Genomic DNA, 21,165 nt, shown 5'->3' on the forward strand with positions numbered 1-21,165 from the left:
CATTTATCAACAAAATTTCCACGCGTGTGTGTCTTTTTGTTACTGCCAGGCGCCATGCGCCCACCGGCTGGCTCGGGCAGTCATGTTGCGGCGGCAGCGGCCCTGTTTTTTGCTATGCTAGCGTCTTTCCACCGGCCGATGCCGCTGCCTTGGCCGGCGCACCCTCAATACGGAGTAGTTATGGTCTCGTTGCAAGAGCAGTTTTTAAAGGCCGGCCTGGTCGACAAGAAGAAGGTCAAGCTGGCCAACCAGGACAAGAGCAAGCAAAAAAAGGACGAGCGCAAGAGCGGCACGCAAAGTGTCGACGAGGTGCGCCTGGCCGCGCTCGAGACGCAGCGCAAGAACGCCGAACGCGCGCGCGAACTGAACGCGCAGCGCGACGCGGCCGCCAACCAGAAAGCCATCGTGGCGCAGATCGCGCAAATGGTGCAAAAGAACCGCCAGGGCAAGGGCAACCACGGCGAGCTGCCGTACAACTTCACGTTCAACAACAAGATCGAGCGCATCTACGTGACGGCTGCCGTGCAAGCCCACCTGGTGGCGGGCCGTCTGGTGATCATCTGCCTGGGCGGCGCCGTGGAACTGGTGCCGCGCATCATCGCCGACAAGATCGCCGAACGCGATCCGGCCATCGTCGTGCGCGTGAAACAGGCCAGCACGGAAGTGGACGAGGACGATCCGTATGCGGCGTTCCAGATTCCCGATGATTTGATGTGGTAAGGCCGCGCTTGCAGCGTTGAGACACGAATGCAGATGCTGCAAGCAAGAAAATAAGAGCAATCGCTGAGGCTGCTCAACGTCGGCACAGCCCAGCGCGGCATGCTGTGGGAATCTTCCCATCGGGCATGCCATGACGATACTTCCTTACGACCGCTCGCGCCTGCATGCCATGCTGGTGGCGCTCGATCAGCAAGCCGAGCGTGACCTGCGGCACCATCTGTTACACGCAAGGCATGATACCGCTGTCCTGATGCGTGCTGAGAACCGCTCGCGTCGCGTGCTGCAGGCGCTCGATTACGCCAAAGATCCAGCGCTCAAGCGTTTGCGCCTGCAGTTTTCGCAGGTCGATATTGCCACCATATGGCCACAGCTGAGCGAAATTTGCCATGATGTCGCCTTGTGCCTGGGCATGGCCACGCTGGCATCGCAGGCGGCGCTGGAAGCCTTGCTGGCGCAGGTGTTTAACGCGGGCGCCATGGGCAAGTCCATGGTTGCCGGTCTGCGCGACGCCGGCAGCACTTACCGCATGGGCTTAGGCAAACTATGGGGGGCTGATCCTGCGCGCGCCCGCTTTGTTGTGTCTGACTTGCATCGCCCAGCGCCCCATGCCAGCATGGTTGCCGCCGATTTCGCCCATGGCCATGTGCTCGCCGTCACCGCCATGCTGCGCGGCGTGAGCCTCGGTTTACGCCATGGCAGCATGCGGCGGCAAGCCATACTCGGCGCCGCCATGCACAATGCGCGGCTCGGCCCCAAGGTCGCCATGTGGCTGGCGCGCAATGAACTGGCGCTGGCCAGGCATCCGTCCTTGCAGGCGCGAACGGCGGCGATCGAGACGGCGCCAGCCATGCTGGCGCGCACCGCGCCGGCCACTGCCGTCAAAGGCGTGGTGGCAAACGCAAACAAGGTCGCGCGCGACATGGAAATCCTGCGCTTCTACGCGGCCCAGGGCAACCGTGAAGCCTACTGGAACTATCTGGCCGCCGGCGGCGACCGTTATGCGCGGCTGGCGCTGGGTGTCGTGCGCAATGACACCATCAGCGGCGCCATTGCCAACGGTTATGCACAGATGCGGGCAGATCAGCTTGGGAGAGTGATGAGCGAGCGCGACTGGGATCAGTTTGGCATCGAGCTGATGCGGGCTGATCTTGGATATCGTGAAAAATATCGGCCGAATTCGATGGCGCTGGGGAAAATCGCACCGCTTTCGGTGGAAGATGTGGCGAGATATCACGTCGATACATTTGCCAAATTTGACCTGGATGCATATGCGTGGACCGCCCATGTTCCTCTGTCTCCTTATCTGAATGCCCATGATGTCGCAGGCGCGGAGAAAGTCTGGCAGGCCATGCTCGATGAGCGCTTTTACGTCAATGCATCGCGTGTTCTGCGGTCGGAAGGGCGCGCGTTATTGAACGGAGTAAATTCCATGGAGCATGCCGCCTGGCTGGGGAAAATTGGCGTGCTCACGTCAGGCTACGCCCTCGATCCATTCCAGGCCTATGCCGACGCGGACAAGATCGGCAGTTGGCGCTACGCGAATGGCGCCTGGTCGCGCATGCATTTCGATTATCCGGCCGCCATGGATGGCAGCTTCGGCATGGACATGGCGCCTGAGCGGCTGCGCAAGCAATTGGATCTGGACAGGCTGTTCCGCCTGGAACGTCTGCGTCCGATGGACAAACATCCGCAGGACCTCTCTCATCTGATGCCGGGGCAGTGAGATGAGGCAACCACCCCCGTGCAAGCGACATTTGGCAACAAAGATATTGCTCGCCATTTTCTGTCTGGCCGCCCTGGCCTGGTATGCGTCGCCACGCAAACAGCCACCGACCGAACTGCACATGATGGTCAATGGCAATAAGCTTCTCATTCCCGCGAACTATATTCCAAGCTATATGCGGGGCTTGTACGAGCAAGCCGGCAACAGGCAGGGTTTGCTCTTGCAAGCGCAGTGGACGGGGGGCAAGTTGCGGCCCTTCGTCGCTCCGCATGACAATACGCCCGTCTGGATCCGTTATCAGGATGAAGTCTCCATTCTGGTGCAGCATTTTGACGCCAATACGCTGGCCGAAAAGTATCAGCTTGCCCAGCGCTTTAGCTCGATCTGGATGCCGAATCGCAAGCAGGCGGCGTCACGCCATGGCTTGCTGCGCTATGAACACAACGATCTGCCGCAGCGCGTGCGGGAAGATGTGATCACGGTGTTTTATGAAAAGGACTTGTATCTATATCCATCGCGCGAGCGGATAGAAACGCAGATTGTCTGCGACCCCGATTTTTTTCCCGATCCTGGTACGGAAAGAGCGAACGCGCTGAAGAAACGCGGCAAGTTGGTCATTAATCCCCGCTGCTCGCACGATATTTTCCTGCACGGCTTGAGAAATTCTCATATCGACATCGGCTACTTTCGCAGCCATCTGCACGAATGGCAAGCCATCGAGCAGGCTGTGGTCGCGTTGCTGGATTCATTGAATCAAGAGCCGCTGAAGGCCTTGCCGCTGGCGCGGCAGCGCGATGCGCAGCGTGAAAGCGGGATGGGACGATAAACGCAAAAACGCCACCCGAAGGTGGCGTTTTTGAACGTATTAAGAATTCTTGGTGGCCCGGGGCGGAATCGAACCACCGACACAAGGATTTTCAATCCTCTGCTCTACCGACTGAGCTACCAGGCCAAGGTGGCGAATTATAGCAGACCAAAACGGGAATGCAAGAGCCGGCTGCGACTTTTCCCCGATTTCCTGCGTCAGCATCGCTTTATTTGCTTGTGAGGCAAAAATTATTTGATGTGCTCACTATTTTTATCAATAAAGCATGGGCGCATAGTCTGGTCCTCGTTACTGACTTGAGAGGACTGCCGCATGAACGCGATGGCGCGGCTTGATCTGGGGCCGGCGTCCTATACTTCCGGACTATCTGAAAAGCATGGGGCAAACGCTATAATGGCCGCATGAACAGTCCCACTCCCCCCACCATGCGGCGCTTCATGCACAGCCACAGCGACGTTTGCATCGTCGGCAATGGCGCCATCGCGAAAACCACGGCGCTGGCGTTTGCCCAGGCAGGACAAAGCGTCACCCTGTTATCCCCGGTGAGCCCTCCTGCACCCACTGTCAAGCCGGTCGAAGCCAGTTGGGACGTGCGCGTGTACGCGCTCAATCACACGGCGCACCAGCTGCTGTCGTCGCTGAAGGTGTGGGGCGCCCTGGAGGGTGACAGGGTGGCGCCCGTCGACGCCATGCTGGTCAACGGCGACGGCGCGCAGGCGGGCGGACTCGGTTTTGATGCCTACGGCGCCCATGTGGCTACCCTGGCGTGGATCATCGAGGACCGCAACCTGGGCCAGGCGCTGGACGCTGCCCTGAAATTCGCGCCCAACGTCAGCGTGGTGCAGGGCCGCGCCAGCCGCTTGGAATGGACGAACGACTCGGCCATCGTGCACCTCGATGGCGGCGATACCATCACCTGCGCGCTGGTCGTCGGCGCGGACGGTGCCCAATCGTGGGTGCGCGGCCAGTGCGACATCGGCCTCGATTACCGCTCGTATGGCCAGCGCGGCGTGGTCAGCAACTTCGCCTGCGAAAAGCCGCACCATGGCGCGGCGCACCAATGGTTTACGGGCAGCGAAGGCATCGTCGCGCTGCTGCCGCTGCCGGGCGAGCGCGTGTCGCTGGTCTGGTCGGCGCCCGATGCGCTGGCCGATACCCTGATGGCCGAATCGGCCGACGCCCTGGCCGCGCGCCTGGCCGCGTATTGCCACGACAAACTGGGTAAACTCACGCCGCTGCAGCCGGAACTGGTGCGCGCGTTTCCGCTGACCCTGATGCGCCCGCACGCCATGGTGGCGCCGCGCGTGGCCCTGGTCGGCGACGCGGCCCACGTGGTGCACCCGATGGCCGGCCACGGCATGAACCTGGGCTTTGCCGACGTGGCGCAGCTGGTCAAGACGATCAGCGAACGCGAAGCGCACCGCGGCATCGGCGACGAGCGCGTGCTGGCCCGCTATGCGCGCGCGCGCAAGGAAGATGTGCTGCTGATGCAGCTGGCCACCGACGGCCTGGCGCGATTATTCGGCGCCGATCTGGAGCCGCTGCGCGTGGTTCGCAATTTGGGATTAAACTTGCTGGATAAATTACCGGCCCTGAAGCGAAAAATGATTTCGCACGCATTGGGGCATCAGTGAAAATCAGGAAGTCTTAAGATATCGCTGGATAATGGTAGCAGTGAAAATTCAAGGTCGCCGCAGCTGGTCTGCGGCGATCGTTTTATCAAAGAGATAACGACGCCGGGCTCCCTGCCAGTTTCGCCGGGCGTTTCAAGTGGAGAAGTGATAGTGATAACAATGAACAAAAGCATGAGCAAAATTGCCTTGCTGATGGCCTCGGGCCTGATGATGTCGTGCGCCGGCGCGGAAACGCCGACGGAAGCGAGCATCAAAAAGCTGATCGAGCCGCGCCTGGGCGAAGGCGCCAAGGTCGATTCGGTCAAGGAAACGCCGTACGGCGGCCTGTACGAAGTGCGCACGGGTGGCGACATCCTGTACACGGACAAGGCCGCGCAATACCTGTTCGTGGGCCACGTCTTCGACGCCAAGACCTCGCAAGACCTGACCAAGGTGCGCCTGGACGAAGTCAACCGCATCAAGTTCTCCGACCTGCCGCTCGACTCGGCCATGAAAACCGTCAAGGGCAATGGCAAGCGCGTGATCGCCGTGTTCGAAGATCCGAACTGCGGCTATTGCAAGCGCTTCCGCCAGAACGCGCTGAAGGAAATCGACAACGTCACCGTCTACACCTTCATGTACAACATCCTGTCGCCGGACTCCATCGTCAAGTCGCGCAATGTCTGGTGCGCACCTGACCGCAACAAGGCCTGGGATGACTGGATGTTGAACGGCAAGGCGCCAGCCACGGTCGCCGCCACGTGCGCCAATCCGCATGAAAAAATCCTGGCCCTGGGCCAGCAGTTGCGCGTCTCGGGCACGCCGGCCATCTTCTTTGCCGACGGCAGCCGCATTCCGGGCGCAGTCGATGCGAAAACGCTGGAACAGAAATTCTCGACCATTAAGTAATCCGGGCTGTCGCCAGGAAGGCTGGACGGCGCGCCCTCGCAAGGCGCGCTTTTTTTTGCACTTTTTTCCGCTGTCGTATCATCAAGTGTTGTTTGTAGATGCCATAACAATCCAAAAAAGGGGAAGCAGCAGATGATTACACTGAATATCAACGGACGCGACACGCAGGTCGACGCCGATCCTTCCACGCCCATCCTGTGGGCGCTGCGCGATAATCTGAACATGACGGGCACCAAATTCGGTTGCGGCGCGGCCCTGTGCGGCGCCTGTACGGTGCATCTCGACGGCCAGCCGATTCGCTCGTGCATCACGCCGATTTCCTCGGTCGGCGCACAAAAGATCACCACCATTGAAGCGATGGAAAACGACCAGGTGGGCAAGGCGGTGCAGGCGGCATGGGTGCGCCACGACGTGCCGCAATGCGGCTACTGTCAAAGCGGCCAGGTAATGAGCGCCACGGCGCTGTTGCGCAGCAACAAGGCGCCCAGCGATGCCGATATCGACGGCGCCATGAGCGGCAATATCTGCCGCTGCGGCACCTATCAACGGATCCGCGCAGCCATCAAGGACGCGGCCAAGACCCTGGCCTGAGGAGAACGGCATGCGTATCGAATGGTTGAATCAGGAAGCATTGCAGCATGGCGGCGTGACCCTGGGCGCGGCGCTGGCAGCGGCGCCGGTGGCCGTGGTTGGCGCGGCCGATGGCGTCTCGCGGCGCGGTTTCATGAAGGCCGGCGCGGTGGCCGGCGGCGGCTTGATGCTGGGCTTTTTCCTGCCCGGCGCAGGCAAGCTGGCGCAGGCGGCCGATGCCGCGCCCGCCAAACCCGCGTATGCGCCGAACGCCTTTTTGCACATCGCCCCCGATAACACGGTGACGGTGCAGGTGAACCGGCTGGAATTCGGCCAGGGCGTGCAAACGAGCTTGCCCATGCTGATCGCCGAGGAACTCGACGCCGACTGGAGCCTGGTGCATGGCGCGCTGGCGCCGGCCGGCGAGCAGTACAAGGATGCCGCCTACGGCATGCAGATGACGGGCGGCTCGGGCAGCATCGCCCATTCGTTTACGCAGTACCGCGAAATCGGCGCCAAGGCGCGCGCCATGCTGGTGGGCGCCGCTGCCGCACAGTGGAAAGTCAGTCCCGACCAGGTGCGCGCCGCGAAAGGCGTGCTGTATGGCCCCGGCGGGCAAAAGGCGACGTACGGCGAACTTGCCGACGCGGCCATGCGCCAACCCGTGCCTGCCAGCGTCAAGCTGAAGGACCCGCGCGACTTTGCCATCATCGGCAAACCCGTGAAACGGCTCGACGCGGCTGCCAAGTCGACGGGAAAACAGCAGTTCGGCATCGACTTCAAGCCGCCCGGCGCGAAAGTGGCCATGGTGGCGCGCCCGCCCGTGTTTGGCGCGAAAGTAGCGAAGTTCGACGCCAGCAAGGCCAAGGCCATCAAAGGCGTGCTGGAGGTGCTGGAAGTCAAAACCGACCGTGGCGGCAGCGGTGTGGCGGTGATTGCCGACGGCTACTGGCCGGCCAAGCAGGGACGCGACGCGCTGGTGATCGAATGGGACACGAGCGCCGTGGAAAAGGTCAGCAGCGACCAGCAGCTGGCGGCCTTCAAGGCGCTGGCCAAGACGCCGGGTACGGTGGCGCGCGCATTCGATGTCGCCGCATTATCCAAGGCGCCGAAAAAGATCGAGGCCGTCTACGAATTCCCCTATCTGGCACACGCGCCGATGGAGCCGCTCAACTGCGTCGTCGACCTGCAGGCCGACAAATGCACGATGTGGGTGGGCTCGCAATTCCAGACCGGCGACCAGGCGGCGATTGCCGCCACGTCCGGACTGAAACCCGAACAGGTGACCCTGCACACGATGATGGCCGGCGGCGGCTTCGGCCGGCGCGCCGTGCCCTCGTCCGATTACGTGGTCGAAGCCGTCAATGTCGCCAAGGCGTACCGGGCGGCGGGCAAGAGCGGACCATTAAAGCTGATGTGGAGCCGCGAGGACGACATCAAGGGCGGCTACTACCGGCCGTCGCATGTGCACCGCGCGCAGATCGGCCTCGACGCCAAAGGCAAGATCCTCGCCTGGGACCACACCATCGTCGGGCAGTCCATCATGGCCGGCACGCCGTTCGAAGCCTTCATGGTGAAAAATGGCGTCGATGGCACCATGGTCGAAGGCATGGGCGAGCCGTACACCCTGCCGATGAAATTATCCGTGCACACGGCCAAGGCGAACGTGCCCGTGCTGTGGTGGCGCTCCGTCGGCTCGACGCACACGGCCTTCGTCATGGAAACCCTGATCGACGAAGCGGCGCACGTGGCGAAGATGGACCCCGTCGCCTACCGCAAGCAGCTGATCGATGCGAAGCATACGCGCCACATCGCCGCGCTGGACCTGGCCGTGGCCAAGTCCGGCTATGGCAAGAAGAAGCTGCCGAAGGGGCAGGCCTGGGGCGTGGCCATGCATGAATCGTTCAATTCCGTGGTCGCCTACGTGGTGACGGCCTCGGTGGTCAAAGGTGCGCCCAGGCTGCACCAGGTATGGGCGGGTGTGCATTGCAACCTGGCCGTCAATCCCCTGACGATCGAGGCGCAAGTGCAGGGCGCCGCGCTGATGGCGCTGGGCATGACCATTCCCGGCGCGGCCATCACGCTCAAGGATGGCGTGGTGCAGCAGCAGAACTTTGGCGACTACCCGGTGCCGCGCATGCCCGACATGCCGGTGATCGAGGTACACCTGGTGCCGTCGGGCGACGCGCCGACGGGCATGGGCGAGCCGGGCGTGCCGCCGCTGGCGCCCGCGTTTGCCAATGCGCTGTTCGCGCTGACGGGCAAGCGCCTGCGCAAGCTGCCGTTCGATCTGGCGGCCGCATGACGGTAGCAGTTTTTTGAGTACGGTCGGCATCTTGCTGGCAGCCGGAAGGGGACGCAGGTTCGACCCTTCCGGCGTGCAGAACAAATTATTGCAGCCGTTGACGGAAGGCCCGCATGCTGGCTTGCCGGTCGTGGTGGCGGCAGCGACGAACATGCTGGCGGCCTTGCCGCGCGTGCTGGCCGTGGTGCGTGCCGACGACACGCAGGTGGCGCGCGTGCTCGGCGCGCTGGGCTGCGAGGTGCGCGTCTGCCATGATGCCGATACGGGCATGGCCGCCTCGCTCACCTGCGCCATCGATTACGTGCGCGGCGCACCGGGCTGGCTGATCGCCCTGGGCGACATGCCTGGTGTAGAACCGGCTACAATCGCCGCCTTGTCGGAAGCCATCGGCAATGGCGCGCACATCGCCGTGCCCGTGTTCCAGGGCCGGCGCGGCAATCCTGTCGCGTTCAGTGCCTTTCACTTGCCGCTGCTGCTGGCGCTCGATGGCGACCAGGGCGCGCGCAGCATCGTCAACAGCCATGCCGTATGCGACGTGACAGTGGACGACGGCGGCATCTTGCGCGATATTGATACACCTGACGATTTGTCGCCGGTGCATGGCACGCCCGGGCGACTTTAGAACATCCATGCCAGACACGAGAAAAACATGAAAAAAGCTCCAATTAAAAAAAGCATCGCCAAGGCGCCCGCCGCCGGCATCATCTACAGCATCGCCGCCTCTGACCTGGCTGGCCACATGTTCAAGGTCACCTTGACGGTCAAGTCGCCGGCCGCCATCGGCCAGGTCTTGTCCTTGCCGGCCTGGATCCCGGGCAGCTACATGATCCGCGAATTTTCGCGCAACATCGTCAGCATCCGCGCCGAGTCCGAGGGCAAGGCCGTGGCGCTGACCAAGCTGGACAAGCATTCGTGGCAAGCCGCTCCGTGCAAGGGCGCCTTGACGCTCGAATACGACGTGTATGCCTGGGACTTGTCCGTGCGCGCCGCGCACCTGGACCAGAATCACGGCTTCTTCAATGGCACCAGCGTGTTCCTGCGCGTACTGGGCCAGGAGGCCGAGCCGCACGAGGTGCACATCGTGCAGCCGAAGGATGCGGCCTGCAAGACCTGGCGAGTCGCCACCACCCTGCCGGAACTCAAGGCGAAGCGCTATGGCTTCGGCAGCTACCAGGCGGCCAACTACGATGAGCTGATCGACCATCCGGTGGAGATGGGCGACTTCGCGCTGGCCACTTTCAAGGCGTATGGCGTGCCGCACGATATCGTCGTCACGGGCAAGGTGCCGAACCTGGACCTGGACCGTTTGTGCCGCGACCTGAAAGCCATCTGCGAAACGCAGATCGCCTTCTTCGAGCCGAAGACGAAAAAAGCCCCGATGGACCGCTATGTGTTCATGACCATGGCCGTCGGCGACGGTTACGGCGGCCTGGAACACCGTGCCTCGACGGCGCTGATTTGCGCCCGTGCCGACTTGCCGACGACGGCGTCGACCAGCACGGAGATCGGCGACGGCTACCTGAAATTCCTCGGCCTGTGCAGCCACGAGTACTTCCACACCTGGAACGTCAAGCGCATCAAGCCGGCCGCCTTTGCGCCATACAACCTGCAGGCGGAAAGCTATTCGCCGCTGCTGTGGCTATTCGAGGGCTTCACCAGCTATTACGACGACCTGATGCTGGTGCGCGCGGGCCTGATCGACGAGGCAGCCTATTTCAAATTGCTGGGCAAGACCGTCAACAGTGTGCTGCGCGGCAGCGGCCGTACCAAGCAAAGCGTGGCCGATTCCAGCTTCGACGCCTGGGGCAAGTACTACCGCCAGGATGAAAACGCGCCGAACGCCATCGTCAGCTATTACACCAAGGGTTCGCTGATCGCGCTGGCCTTCGACCTGACGATCCGCAGCAAGACGAACGGTGAAAAGTCGCTGGACGATGTGATGCAGGCGCTGTGGCAGCGCTATGGCCGCGATTTCTACAAGGGCAAGGGCCGTGGCGTGACGCCGGCCGAAGTCGAAGCGCTGTTCGATGAGATTTCCGGCACGCGCATGAAGCCGTTCTTCGAGCGCTACATCCGCGGCACGGACGACGTGCCGCTGGCGCGCCTGCTGGCGCCGTTCGGCGTGAAATACAGCGACGCGCGCAGGGCGGAAAAGCCCAGCCTGGACGTCAACCTGGGCCGCGACGGCAACGACGCCAAACTGGCGCAGGTACACCAGGGCGGCGCCGCCCACATGGCTGGCCTGTCGGCGGGCGACGTGCTGGTGGCGGTCGATGGCTTGCGCGTGACGGGCACCAACCTCGATACCTTGCTGGGCCGTTACGCCGTCGGCGCCAGGGTGGCCATCCACGCCTTCCGCCGCGACGAGCTGATGACGTTTGCCACCGTATTGCAGGGCGACCGTGTTCCTGGCGTCAGCCTGGCATTGCTGCCCGCGCCAAAGAAAGCCACGGGGCCGAAGCGTCCTAGCGCGGCATGATGCTGATGGTCATGCGTTAAGACAGAGAACCGGCCGTTATGGCCGGTTTTTCATTTCAAGATGCCACTTCTTCAATGCAAGTAATCCACCAATATTGGCGCTGTACCATCATATTTACCGCAAATGAACTAATTTTCCTTCAACTAAACTAAAATTGCCGAACTGTTTCTTTTAGATCGCGCCCAACGTGCAAACCCTCGATCCACGAACGATCATGCTGATGACGACCCTGATGTGCGGGGCGATGAGCATTGTCATGTTCTCGGTGTATCGCAGTTTCCGGCGCGAGGTACACGGCCTGGGGCATTGGGCGGCCGGTTTGCTGTTGCTGGTGTGTGCGTCCCTGCTGTTCGGCACCCGCGAGGTGCTGCCGTCGGCATTGTCCATGATCTCGGCCAATGCGGCGCTGGTGGCCGGCATCGGCCTGTCGATGCTGGGCACGGAGAAATTCTTTGGCCTGGCGACGAGTCGCCGCGCCTATCTGCTGATACTTGCCCTGGCCCTCGCTGGCAATAGCTGGTGGCTGCTGGTGCGCCCCGACTTCTCGGCGCGCGTGGCGGTCTTCTCCCTGCTGGTCTTCCTGTTTTATGCGCGCCAGGTGCAACTGGTATGGTGCTACGGCGAGCGCCACTTTTCGAGTTTTTTCTTTGGTGCGCTGATGCTGCTGCAAGCTGTCGTGGTGCTGGCGCGCGGCGTGTCGGCATTGCTGCATGGCGGCGCCAGCGTCAACCTGGCGGTGGCAGGCACGCCGGCCGGCATCTATCTGGCGGTCGCCAATTTCATGGCGCTGCTGCTGACGGTGGGCTTCATGACGGTGGCGACGCGCCGCCTGCAGCAGATACTGGAGCGCCGCTCGACCCACGATCCGCTGACGCAAGTGCTGAACCGGCGCGGCTTTGGCGACGCCTATGCGCGCGAGATCGGTAATCTGCGCCGCCGCCGTGTGCCGTTGACACTGCTCAGCATCGACCTCGATTACTTCAAATTGATCAATGACCGCTACGGTCACGCGGTGGGAGACCAGGTGCTGGCGCATGTGGCTACCGTGATCAAAGGCGCCTTGCGCGAATCGGATTGCGTGGCGCGTTTCGGCGGCGAGGAATTCGTCGTGCTGATGCCGGATATGCCTGTGCATAATGCCTTGGGCGTGGCCGAACGCATACGCGCCTTGCTGCGCGAGTCCAGTCATGCAGGACTGCCTTCGTGTACCGTCAGCATAGGCGTCGCTTGCCAGGCCTCGGTGGTGGAGGGGCTGGAAGAATTGCTGTCGCGCGCCGATGCGGCCCTGTACCTGGCCAAGGAGCGGGGACGCGACCGCATCGAGCTCGATGCCGCCGCGCTTACTGCGGACCGGACAATGTCCGCAGCTGGAATCGGTACTGTTCGTTGAACAGGAAGGTTTCGGAGAAATCGAAGGTTTTGGCGTGGCGGTGCATCAGGTGTGCCGCTGGCGGAAAGAGTTCTTGCACGCGCCGCACGGCGGCCAGCGCCGCAGCCGAGGCTTCGCTGTCGCGTGAGCGGTGTACCTGCACGCTTTTCAGCTCGCCGTCGCGGCCCACGCGCAGGTCGAGCACGACGATGGCCGGCAACATGGGCGGCAGACGCCCGCTGAATGTATATGCGCCGTTGGCCGCCATGATCTGCTGCGCCACCAGCGCCTTGTAGGCGTCGATGCTGGCGGCAAGCTGTAGCGCGGCCGGCGTGCGTGGGGGCGCAGGTGCGGGCGTGCGCGCCGCTGGCGGGGCCGCAGTCTGGCAAGCCGACAGCAGGCTGGCGGCGGCAAGGACGATCATCGCGTGTCTCATGCCTGCCAGACTACCATGCTTTAACTGAACAGGCGTTCCAGCTCCACGCCGGGGTCTGGCGCGCGCATGAACGCTTCACCCACCAGGAAGCTGTGGATGTGCGCATCGCGCATGCGTTGCACGTCGGCCGTGCTGTGGATGCCCGATTCCGTGATGATCAATTTGTCTTGCGGGATGCGTGGCAAGAGATTGATGGTCGTGTCGAGCGAGGTCTCGAAGGTGCGCAGGTTGCGGTTGTTGATGCCGATCAGCGCGCTCTTGAGCTTGAGTGCCGCGTCGAGTTCTTCGCCATCGTGGCTCTCGATCAGCACACCCATGCCCAGTTCGTGGGCACACGCTTCCATTTCGGCCATCAGACCGTGGTCGAGCGCGGCGACGATCAGCAGGATGCAGTCGGCGCCCATGGCGCGCGCTTCATAGATCTGGTACATGTCGACCATGAAGTCCTTGCGCAGCACGGGAATGGCGCAGGCGGCGCGCGCCTGCTGCAGGTAATCCACGCAGCCCTGGAAGAACTGTTCATCCGTCAGCACGGACAGGCAGGCCGCGCCATGCGCCGCATAGCTGGCGGCGATGTCCGCCGGGCGGAAGTCGGCGCGGATCACGCCTTTCGACGGCGAGGCCTTTTTGACTTCGGCGATGATGCCGGGCTTGCCGGCGGCGATGTGCTGGCGCAGGCTCGCCTCGAAGCCGCGCAGATCGGCGCGCAGGGCGCTGTCGCTTTCCACGTCGCCGCGCAGGCTGGCCAGGCTGCGATGGGCTTTCGCCTTCGCCACTTCGTCGGCCTTCACGGCCAGGATTTTATCGAGTATGTCGGACATGATGGTCGCTATTCTATCAAGGAGGGCGGGGGGAGCTTACGCTTGCGCCGGGGTGCCAAGCTGCTGCGTCACCTGCACGAATTGTTCCAGTTTTGCCAGGGCGGCGCCCGAGCTGACGGCGATGCGCGCGCGCGCCAGGCCGTCTTCGATCGAGCTGGCCACGCCGGCCGCGTACAGTGCCGTGCCCGCGTTCAGGGCGACTATGTCTGCCGCCGCACCGGGTTCGCCGCGCAGGGCTTCCAGCATCTTGGCCTTCGATTCGATGGAGTCGGCCACCTTCAGGTTGCGGCTGGCGATCATCGACATGCCGAAGTCTTCCGGATGGATTTCATATTCGCGGATTTCGCCGTTGACCAGTTCGCCCACCATGGTGGCGGCACCGAGCGACACTTCATCCATATTGTCGCGGCCATACACGACGATGGCATGCTGCGCGCCCAGGCGCTGCAGCACGCGCACCTGGATGCCGACCAGGTCGGCGTGGAATACGCCCATCAGAATGTTCGGCGCGCCGGCCGGATTCGTCAGCGGGCCGAGGATATTGAAGATCGTGCGTACACCGAGTTCGCGGCGCACGGGCGCCGCATGCTTCATGGCCGCATGGTGGTTCGGTGCATACATGAAGCCGATGCCCGTTTGCGCGATCGACTGGGCGATCTGCTCGGGCTGCAGGTTGATGTTGACGCCCAGCGAGTCGAGCACGTCGGCGCTGCCCGACGAGGAAGAGACGCTGCGCCCGCCATGCTTGGCCACGCGTGCGCCGGCTGCTGCCGCCACGAACATCGAAGCGGTGGAGATATTGAAAGTGTGCGCGCCGTCTCCGCCCGTGCCGACGATGTCGAGCAGGTTGGTGGTGTCGGCCATGGGCACCTTGGTGGAAAACTCGCGCATCACTTGCGCGGCGGCGGCGATTTCGCCGATGGTTTCCTTTTTCACGCGCAAGCCCATGGTCAGCGCCGCGATCATGGTGGGCGACATTTCGCCGGACATGATCTGGCGGAACAGGTACAGCATTTCGTCGTGAAAGATTTCGCGGTGTTCGATGCAGCGCAGCAGGGCTTCTTGTGGGGTGATCGGCATGATGCTTCCTTCTTCAATGATGGCGCAGGAGGACACTGATGGCACGCCGGGGCGTGCGCAGGGAATCAGCGCTCGAGGAAATTCTTCAGCAGGGCGTGGCCGTGCTCCGAGAGGATCGATTCGGGGTGAAACTGCACGCCCTCGATATCGTATTCCCGGTGGCGCACGCCCATGATTTCGCCGTCGTCCGTCCACGCCGTCACTTCCAGGCAGGAAGGCAGCGAGGCGCGTTCGATCGCCAAAGAGTGGTAGCGGATCACTGTGAAGGGGCTGGGCAAGCCTTTGAAGACGCCCACGCCCGTATGCGCGATGAGGGAAGTCTTGCCATGCATGACCTGCTTGGCGCGGATGACCTTGCCGCCAAACGCTTCGCCGATGGCCTGGTGGCCCAGGCAGACGCCCAGAATCGGCTTCTTGCCGGCGAAGTGCTTGAGCACTTCCACCGAAATGCCCGCCTGTGCCGGCGCTTTCGGGCCGGGCGAGATGCAGATGCGGTCCGGGTTCAGCGCCTCGATCTGTTCGAGCGTGATTTCATCGTTGCGGTAGACCCGCACGTCTTCGCCCAACTCGCCGAAATACTGCACGATGTTGTAGGTGAAGGAGTCGTAGTTGTCGATCATTAGCAGCATCTTAAAACTCCCCATCCAGGCCATCTTGCACTTGTTCGGCGGCGCGCAATACGGCGCGCGCCTTGTTTTCGGTTTCCTGCCATTCCATTTCGGGGATCGAGTCAGCCACGATGCCGGCCGCGGCCTGCACGTACAGCATGCCGTCCTTGATCACACCCGTGCGGATGGCGATCGCCACGTCCATTTCGCCGCCAAACGACAGGTAGCCGCAGGCGCCGCCGTAGATGCCGCGCTTGGTGATTTCCAGCTCGTCGATCACTTCCATGGCGCGCACTTTCGGCGCGCCCGTCAGGGTGCCGGCGGGGAAGGTGGCGCGCAGCACGTCCAGGTTCGACAGGCCGTCTTTCAGTGTGCCTTCCACGTTCGAGACGATGTGCTGCACGTGCGAGTATTTTTCGATGACCATGCGGTCGGTGACTTGCACGCTGCCCGTTTCGGCGATGCGGCCGATGTCGTTGCGGGCCAGGTCGATCAGCATCACGTGTTCGGCGATCTCTTTCGGATCGGCCAGCAGTTCGGCCGACAGTTCGGCGTCGCGCTCCGGTGTGGCGCCGCGTGGACGGGTGCCGGCGATGGGGCGCAAGGTGACTTTCTTGCCGCCGTCCGCTCTCGTCTCGTTACGCACCAAAATCTCGGGCGAGGCGCCGATGATCTGCATGTCGCCGAAATTATAGAAGTACATATACGGCGACGGATTGAGCGAACGCAGGGCGCGGTACAGGGTCAGCGGCGAATCGACATACGGTTTACGGATGCGCTGGCCGATCTGCACCTGCATCAAGTCGCCGGCCATCACGTATTCATGCGCCTTGGCGACCGCCTTCAGGTAGTCTTCCTTGGAAAAGTCGCGGATGGTTTCCGTGCGCACGGAGGCGCTGGTGACGGGCGCATCGACGCCGCGGCGCAGCATCATGCGCAAGTCTTTCAGGCGCTGGCGCGCTTTGCTGAACGACTCGGGCTGCGTGGTGTCGGCATACACGATCAGGTAGAGTTTGCCGGACAGGTTGTCGATGACGGCCAGTTCTTCCGTCACCATCAACTGGATGTCGGGCAGGTTCAAGTCGTCTTTCGGCGCGCCGCCGGCCAGCTTTTTCTCGATGTGGCGCACGGTGTCGTAGCCGAAGTAGCCGGCCAGGCCGCCGCAGAAACGCGGCATGCCGGGGCGCAGCGCCACTTTGAAGCGCGATTGGTACTGTTCGATGAAGTCGAGCGGATTGCCTTCGTGCTCTTCGATCACGGCGCCGTTCCTGACGATTTCCGTGCGGTTGCCATGGCTGCGCAGCACCGTGGTGGCGGGCAAGCCGATGAAGGAATAGCGGCCGAAGCGTTCGCCGCCGACGACGGATTCGAGCAGGAAGGTGTTCTTGCCGCCTTGCTGGGTTTGCGCCAGTTTCAGGTACAGCGTGAGCGGGGTTTCGAGGTCGGCAAAAGCCTCCGCGATCAGGGGGATGCGGTTGTAGCCTTGCTGGGCCAGCGATTTGAATTCGAGTTCGGTCATGTGTCTCTCCATGCCGCCAGGGTACGCGTATGCGTCGTGCTGTCAAAGCACAGACCCTGCGGTGGGTTATCAAAAAACCTGCCGGCGCATACAACACGCAAATGCGCGCGTGCCGCCGACAGCAATCTTACACGGCTCGGCCCTTAGGCCTGCCAGGATTGCCAGCGTCGCCAAAGCCAGGCCTCAATCGAGCCGGTTTGGGTGACATTGTGTTTTTTGATGAGAAACGTGTTCACGATATGGTGTTAGGTATGGTCAGTATGCTGGTCTGTTGTGCATGCTAATAAAATGCGCCGCTTCGAGCAGCGTATTTACTATACCATCGGAATCGGTGTCGTGTATAGAGTGTCCGTGGTTGTAACCATACGGTACGGTCAAGACGGGACAAGCCGCAGCCCGTGCCGCTTGCGCGTCATTCGAGGAGTCGCCGATGGCCACCACTTTGGCGGGCGCCAGGTCGAAGTCCGCACACACTTGCAGCAGCGGCATGGGATGCGGTTTTTTCTGCGGCAGCGAATCACCGCCGTAGACGATCTCGAAATACTGTGCCAGGTTTTTCTGCTGCAGCAGGGGCAGGGCGAAGGCGATCGGCTTGTTGGTGACGCAGGCCAGGCGCAAGCCCGCCGCCTTCATCGCCGCCAGCCCCGCTTCCACGTCCGGATACAGGGTGCTGAACTGGCCATTGATGGCCAGGTAATGACGCTGGTAGGCGTCCATGGCGTGCTCGAAATGCTGTTCCACGCCGGCCGCGTCGAAGTCCAGGGCCAGCACGGCGCGGATCAGGTTTTCCGAGCCCTTGCCCACCATCAGCTTGATGGCCTCGGCGCTGATGGGCGCCAGATCGAATTCGGCGCGCATGCCGTTGATGGCGACATGAAAATCGGGCACGGTGTCGAGCATCGTGCCATCGAGGTCGATGATGGCGGCGCGCACGCCGGCCAGTACGTGGTCTTTCACCGTGCCCGCTTGCATCAGGCGCCCGTCACTTTTGCCAATTCGGCACGCATGGCGTCGATGACGGCCTTGTAATCGGGCTTGCCGAAGATGGCCGAGCCGGCGACGAAGGTGTCGGCGCCGGCGGCAGCGGCGGCGCCGATGTTGTCGATCTTGATGCCGCCATCGACTTCCAGCATGATGTCACGGCCCGATTCGTCGATCATGCGGCGCGCTTCGGCGATTTTTTTCAGTGCTTGCGGAATGAAGGACTGGCCGCCGAAGCCCGGGTTGACCGACATGATCAGGATGATGTCGATCTTGTCCATCACGTGTTCCAGGTAGTGCAGCGGCGTGCCCGGGTTGAACACCAGGCCCGATTTGCAGCCATTGTCGCGGATCAGCTGCAAGGAACGGTCAAGGTGATCCGACGCTTCCGGGTGGAAGGTGATGATGTTCGCGCCAGCCTTGGCGAAATCCGGGATAATGCGATCGACAGGCTTGACCATCAGATGCACGTCGATGGGTACTTGCACGTGCGGGCGAATCGCTTCGCACACCAGTGGGCCGATGGTCAGGTTCGGCACATAATGGTTATCCATCACGTCGAAGTGGATGATGTCGGCGCCGGCGGTAACGACGTTGCGCACTTCCTCGCCCAGGCGGGCAAAGTCGGCGGACAGGATGCTGGGAGCGATACGGAATGTTGTCATGGTGGCTTAGGGCTAAGAGTAGAAAATGCGAAGATGCGCTATTTTACGCTTGACGCCGTTACCATGCCTTACTGGAACGCAGAATACACGGCGCGCGATGGCCAATGCGGCGCGCGCGACACACAATATACGACTGGCAATGTCTGAATAGGAATGACGATGGCGACTTATGAATTTACGGTAACGGTCAAGACACAATATCTGCCCGAGCAATCGGCCCCCGACCAGGGGCGGCACGTGTTCAGCTACACGATTCGCGTCGTCAACACGGGCACGGCAGGCGCGCAATTGATTTCGCGCCACTGGGTCATCACGGATGCGAACAACAAGGTCGAAGAGGTGCGCGGCCTGGGCGCCGTCGGCCACCAGCCGCTGCTGCAGCCGGGCGAGCAGTTCGAATACACGAGCGGCACCATGCTGGGCACGCCGCAAGGCTCGATGCACGGCGAATACTTTTGCGTGGCCGAGGATGGTCATCAGTTCGAAGCGTCGATTCCCGAGTTCGTGCTGTCGGTGCCGCGTACCCTGCATTAAGGAAACGCCGGGGGCTTGCGCCCCCACTTACTTCAGCTTTTCGGTGCTGTCCTGTTCTTCGCCGAGCTGTTTGCGCGCCGGTGGTGCGGGCTTTTTGCCCGAATACATGGTCCACCAGACTATAAATGCCAGCAAGAAGAACGCCACCAGCGCCTCTATCATCAAGATCCACATACGCACCCCTATGTTATTTACCCGCAGCTTAGTATTTACCCGCCGTCTGTTGACACGCGGTAGTCTACCCGTTTCAATCAGCGCCGTCGCGCTTGCGCTTTCCGCCTGTACCACGCCGCCGGCAGAGCCGGTTACTGCGACTGGCAAGGCGCCTGCGATCGCTCCGACTGTCGTCAGGCCGGTGCCGGCCAAGCCGGCCGAGGTCAAGGACACGCTGGATGCAGCGGCAGCCCCCACCTTCGTCCCCGCCAAATTTGCCGCCTTGCCAGGCTGGGCCCGCGACGACATGCGCGCCGCCTGGCCCGCCTTCATGGCTTCATGCGGCGTGCTGGTCAAGCGTCCGGACTGGAAGGAATCGTGCACGATTGCGCGTCAGGTGAATGCCGATAGCGACAAGGCCATCCGTCTGTTCTTCGAGACCTTCTTTGTGCCCAATCAAGTCGTCACCGCCGATGGCGCCAATACTGGTTTGGTGACCGGTTATTACGAGCCGCTGCTGCACGGCGCGCGCAAGCGCGGCGGTCCATATCAGACGCCGCTGTACAAGGTGCCTGACGATCTCGTTTCGGTGGACTTGTCCGGCGTGTATCCGGAATTGAAGAACATGCGTTTGCGGGGCAAGCTGGTGGGCAAGAAGGTGATCCCGTACGCGACCCGCGCCGACATCGAGCGCGCCACGTCCGTCACGGGCAAGGAATTGCTGTGGGTGGATGACGAAGTCGAGGCCTTCTTCCTGCAAGTGCAGGGTTCCGGGCGCGTGCAGTTGACCGATACGCAGGAAACCGTGCGCGTGGCGTACGCGGACCAGAATGGTCACCCGTACAAATCGATCGGCCGCTACCTGGTCGACAAGGGCGAGCTGACGTTGAGCCAGGCGTCCGCGCAGGGCATCAAGGCGTGGATCGCCGGCCACCCCACGCGCAAGGATGAATTATTCAACGCCAATCCGAGCTATGTCTTCTTCAAGGAAGAGCGCCTGCCCGATCCCAAAGTGGGACCGAAGGGCGCATTGGGCGTGCCGTTGACGCCGCAGCGCTCGGTGGCCATCGATTCGCGCTTCCTGCCGCTGGGTGCGCCCGTGTTCCTGTCCACCACGCAAGCCAATAGCGAGATTCCCATGCAGCGGCTGGTGATGGCGCAGGATACGGGCGGCGCCATTCGCGGCCCCATCCGGGTCGATTACTTCTTTGGTTTCGGTGCGGAAGCGGCGGAGAATGCGGGCCGCATGAAGCAGAGCGGCGCCGTGTGGGTGTTGTTGCCGAAGCAGGCGCCGGCGCGCTGAGTTTCTCGCGGCGCCGGGCGGGGATTGCGCTAACGCAAGGTTAGCGCAAGACCATGACAGGTAAATGGGTATGCGCCAGCACTTTTTGCGTTTCGCTGCCCACGAACAGCTTGTTCAAGCCTTTGCGGCCATGCGAAGCCATCAGGATGATGTCGCAATGGTAGGTTTGCGCCGCATTGACGATTTCCTCGTGCGGGCTGGGCGAGACGACGACCACGCCTTCAAAGGGCACGCCGACGGCGCGCGCCGCTTCACCGATCTTGTCGACGGCGCGTTGCGATGCCTCCTGCATCTGCTGTTCATACAGGCTGGCGTCGAGCACGATGCCGCCATCGGCCATCGGCGAGAACGGGAACGGTTGCACCACGCTGAGGGCGACCAGCTTGGCCTTGTTCAATTGAGCAAAGGCGAGGGCCGTCTCGGCCGCTTTGTCGGACAGCGGCGAGCCGTCGGTGGGAAATAAGATGGTGTTAAACATGACGTGCTCCTAGAGTGATGTAAGACAGCTTATGGATTTACCTCAATTAATTCCTTGATGTAAATCAAAACTC

At 62.2% G+C, this 21,165-nt stretch carries 21 protein-coding genes and 1 tRNA gene; 12 read left to right on the plus strand and 10 right to left on the minus strand.

The window, feature by feature from the left end; genetic code table 11:
• Positions 1-180: 180 nt before the first annotated feature.
• The 3 genes from C8C92_RS04425 (at position 181) to C8C92_RS04435 (ending at position 3,269) form a co-directional block, all read left to right on the plus strand.
• Positions 181-720, plus strand: a complete 540-nt coding sequence (locus C8C92_RS04425; RefSeq protein ID WP_116743117.1) for a DUF2058 domain-containing protein — start codon at positions 181-183, stop codon at positions 718-720.
• Between the two features lie 169 nt (positions 721-889).
• Positions 890-2,443, plus strand: coding sequence for a DUF6861 domain-containing protein (locus tag C8C92_RS04430; protein ID WP_133250695.1), 1,554 nt, complete (start codon positions 890-892; stop codon positions 2,441-2,443).
• A gap of 31 nt (positions 2,444-2,474) precedes the next feature.
• Positions 2,475-3,269: a hypothetical protein gene (locus C8C92_RS04435; protein WP_133250696.1), complete on the plus strand. Its 795-nt coding sequence runs from the start codon at positions 2,475-2,477 to the stop codon at positions 3,267-3,269.
• Between the two features lie 50 nt (positions 3,270-3,319).
• On the opposite strand, the gene C8C92_RS04440 is transcribed toward C8C92_RS04435, so the two are convergent.
• Positions 3,320-3,395: transfer RNA gene (locus tag C8C92_RS04440), tRNA-Phe, on the minus strand.
• A gap of 275 nt (positions 3,396-3,670) precedes the next feature.
• Between C8C92_RS04440 and C8C92_RS04445 the strand changes: the two genes are divergently transcribed.
• From C8C92_RS04445 to C8C92_RS04475, 7 genes are all read left to right on the plus strand, one after another.
• Complete coding sequence (locus tag C8C92_RS04445) at positions 3,671-4,903, plus strand: FAD-dependent monooxygenase (protein ID WP_243420114.1); 1,233 nt, start codon at positions 3,671-3,673, stop codon at positions 4,901-4,903.
• A 159-nt stretch (positions 4,904-5,062) separates the two neighbouring features.
• Entirely contained in the window at positions 5,063-5,791 is a 729-nt protein-coding gene (locus C8C92_RS04450; RefSeq protein WP_099760777.1) for a DsbC family protein, read from the plus strand.
• A gap of 132 nt (positions 5,792-5,923) precedes the next feature.
• Positions 5,924-6,382 carry a (2Fe-2S)-binding protein gene (locus C8C92_RS04455; protein WP_071079595.1) on the plus strand — a complete coding sequence of 153 codons (459 nt, stop codon included), beginning with the start codon at positions 5,924-5,926 and terminating at the stop codon, positions 6,380-6,382.
• Positions 6,383-6,392: 10 nt separating this feature from the next.
• On the plus strand, positions 6,393-8,666 hold the full coding sequence (locus C8C92_RS04460) for a xanthine dehydrogenase family protein molybdopterin-binding subunit (protein WP_116743120.1): 2,274 nt from the start codon (positions 6,393-6,395) through the stop codon (positions 8,664-8,666).
• A gap of 13 nt (positions 8,667-8,679) precedes the next feature.
• Positions 8,680-9,288, plus strand: coding sequence for a nucleotidyltransferase family protein (locus C8C92_RS04465; protein WP_116743121.1), 609 nt, complete (start codon positions 8,680-8,682; stop codon positions 9,286-9,288).
• Between the two features lie 27 nt (positions 9,289-9,315).
• Positions 9,316-11,145, plus strand: coding sequence for a M61 family metallopeptidase (locus C8C92_RS04470; protein ID WP_099760774.1), 1,830 nt, complete (start codon positions 9,316-9,318; stop codon positions 11,143-11,145).
• A gap of 214 nt (positions 11,146-11,359) precedes the next feature.
• The gene (locus tag C8C92_RS04475) at positions 11,360-12,535 is read left to right on the plus strand and encodes a GGDEF domain-containing protein (protein WP_116743122.1); all 1,176 of its coding nucleotides are present in this window, start codon (positions 11,360-11,362) and stop codon (positions 12,533-12,535) included.
• Here the strand turns inward: C8C92_RS04475 and C8C92_RS04480 are convergent.
• The 7 genes from C8C92_RS04480 to rpe all read right to left on the minus strand — a co-directional run bounded on the left by C8C92_RS04480 (position 12,486) and on the right by rpe (position 18,624).
• The gene (locus C8C92_RS04480) at positions 12,486-12,938 is read right to left on the minus strand and encodes a hypothetical protein (protein WP_116743123.1); all 453 of its coding nucleotides are present in this window, start codon (positions 12,936-12,938) and stop codon (positions 12,486-12,488) included. The two genes, C8C92_RS04475 and C8C92_RS04480, sit on opposite strands and share 50 nt — an antisense overlap.
• 32 nt (positions 12,939-12,970) lie before the next feature.
• Positions 12,971-13,771 carry an indole-3-glycerol phosphate synthase TrpC gene (gene trpC, locus C8C92_RS04485; RefSeq protein WP_116743124.1) on the minus strand — a complete coding sequence of 267 codons (801 nt, stop codon included), beginning with the start codon at positions 13,769-13,771 and terminating at the stop codon, positions 12,971-12,973.
• A gap of 36 nt (positions 13,772-13,807) precedes the next feature.
• A complete protein-coding gene (trpD, locus tag C8C92_RS04490) occupies positions 13,808-14,851 on the minus strand; it encodes an anthranilate phosphoribosyltransferase (RefSeq protein ID WP_099760770.1) in 1,044 nt (347 codons plus the stop codon).
• 65 nt (positions 14,852-14,916) lie between these two features.
• The gene (locus C8C92_RS04495; RefSeq protein ID WP_116743125.1) at positions 14,917-15,480 is read right to left on the minus strand and encodes an aminodeoxychorismate/anthranilate synthase component II; all 564 of its coding nucleotides are present in this window, start codon (positions 15,478-15,480) and stop codon (positions 14,917-14,919) included.
• Position 15,481: 1 nt separating this feature from the next.
• On the minus strand, positions 15,482-16,978 hold the full coding sequence (gene trpE / locus C8C92_RS04500; protein ID WP_116743126.1) for an anthranilate synthase component I: 1,497 nt from the start codon (positions 16,976-16,978) through the stop codon (positions 15,482-15,484).
• 255 nt (positions 16,979-17,233) lie between these two features.
• On the minus strand, positions 17,234-17,950 hold the full coding sequence (locus C8C92_RS04505) for a phosphoglycolate phosphatase (protein ID WP_116743127.1): 717 nt from the start codon (positions 17,948-17,950) through the stop codon (positions 17,234-17,236).
• Complete coding sequence (gene rpe / locus C8C92_RS04510; RefSeq protein ID WP_071079585.1) at positions 17,950-18,624, minus strand: ribulose-phosphate 3-epimerase; 675 nt, start codon at positions 18,622-18,624, stop codon at positions 17,950-17,952. The genes C8C92_RS04505 and rpe overlap by 1 nt, the downstream gene beginning before the upstream one ends.
• A 159-nt stretch (positions 18,625-18,783) precedes the next feature.
• On the opposite strand from rpe, the gene apaG reads away from it, so the two are divergent.
• Complete coding sequence (apaG, locus tag C8C92_RS04515; protein WP_071079584.1) at positions 18,784-19,158, plus strand: Co2+/Mg2+ efflux protein ApaG; 375 nt, start codon at positions 18,784-18,786, stop codon at positions 19,156-19,158.
• 27 nt (positions 19,159-19,185) lie between these two features.
• On the opposite strand, the gene C8C92_RS27395 is transcribed toward apaG, so the two are convergent.
• Positions 19,186-19,332, minus strand: coding sequence for a hypothetical protein (locus C8C92_RS27395; protein ID WP_165829277.1), 147 nt, complete (start codon positions 19,330-19,332; stop codon positions 19,186-19,188).
• Between the two features lie 181 nt (positions 19,333-19,513).
• Here C8C92_RS27395 and C8C92_RS04520 point away from each other — a divergent pair, with 181 nt between their 5' ends.
• Entirely contained in the window at positions 19,514-20,614 is a 1,101-nt protein-coding gene (locus tag C8C92_RS04520) for a murein transglycosylase A (RefSeq protein WP_279340911.1), read from the plus strand.
• Between the two features lie 40 nt (positions 20,615-20,654).
• Here C8C92_RS04520 and C8C92_RS04525 read toward each other — a convergent pair whose 3' ends face one another.
• The gene (locus C8C92_RS04525; RefSeq protein ID WP_096233739.1) at positions 20,655-21,092 is read right to left on the minus strand and encodes a universal stress protein; all 438 of its coding nucleotides are present in this window, start codon (positions 21,090-21,092) and stop codon (positions 20,655-20,657) included.
• Between the last annotated feature and the right edge of the window lie 73 nt (positions 21,093-21,165).

It is taken from the genome of Janthinobacterium sp. 78 (assembly GCF_003096775.1).
GTDB lineage: Bacteria > Pseudomonadota > Gammaproteobacteria > Burkholderiales > Burkholderiaceae_D > Janthinobacterium > Janthinobacterium tructae.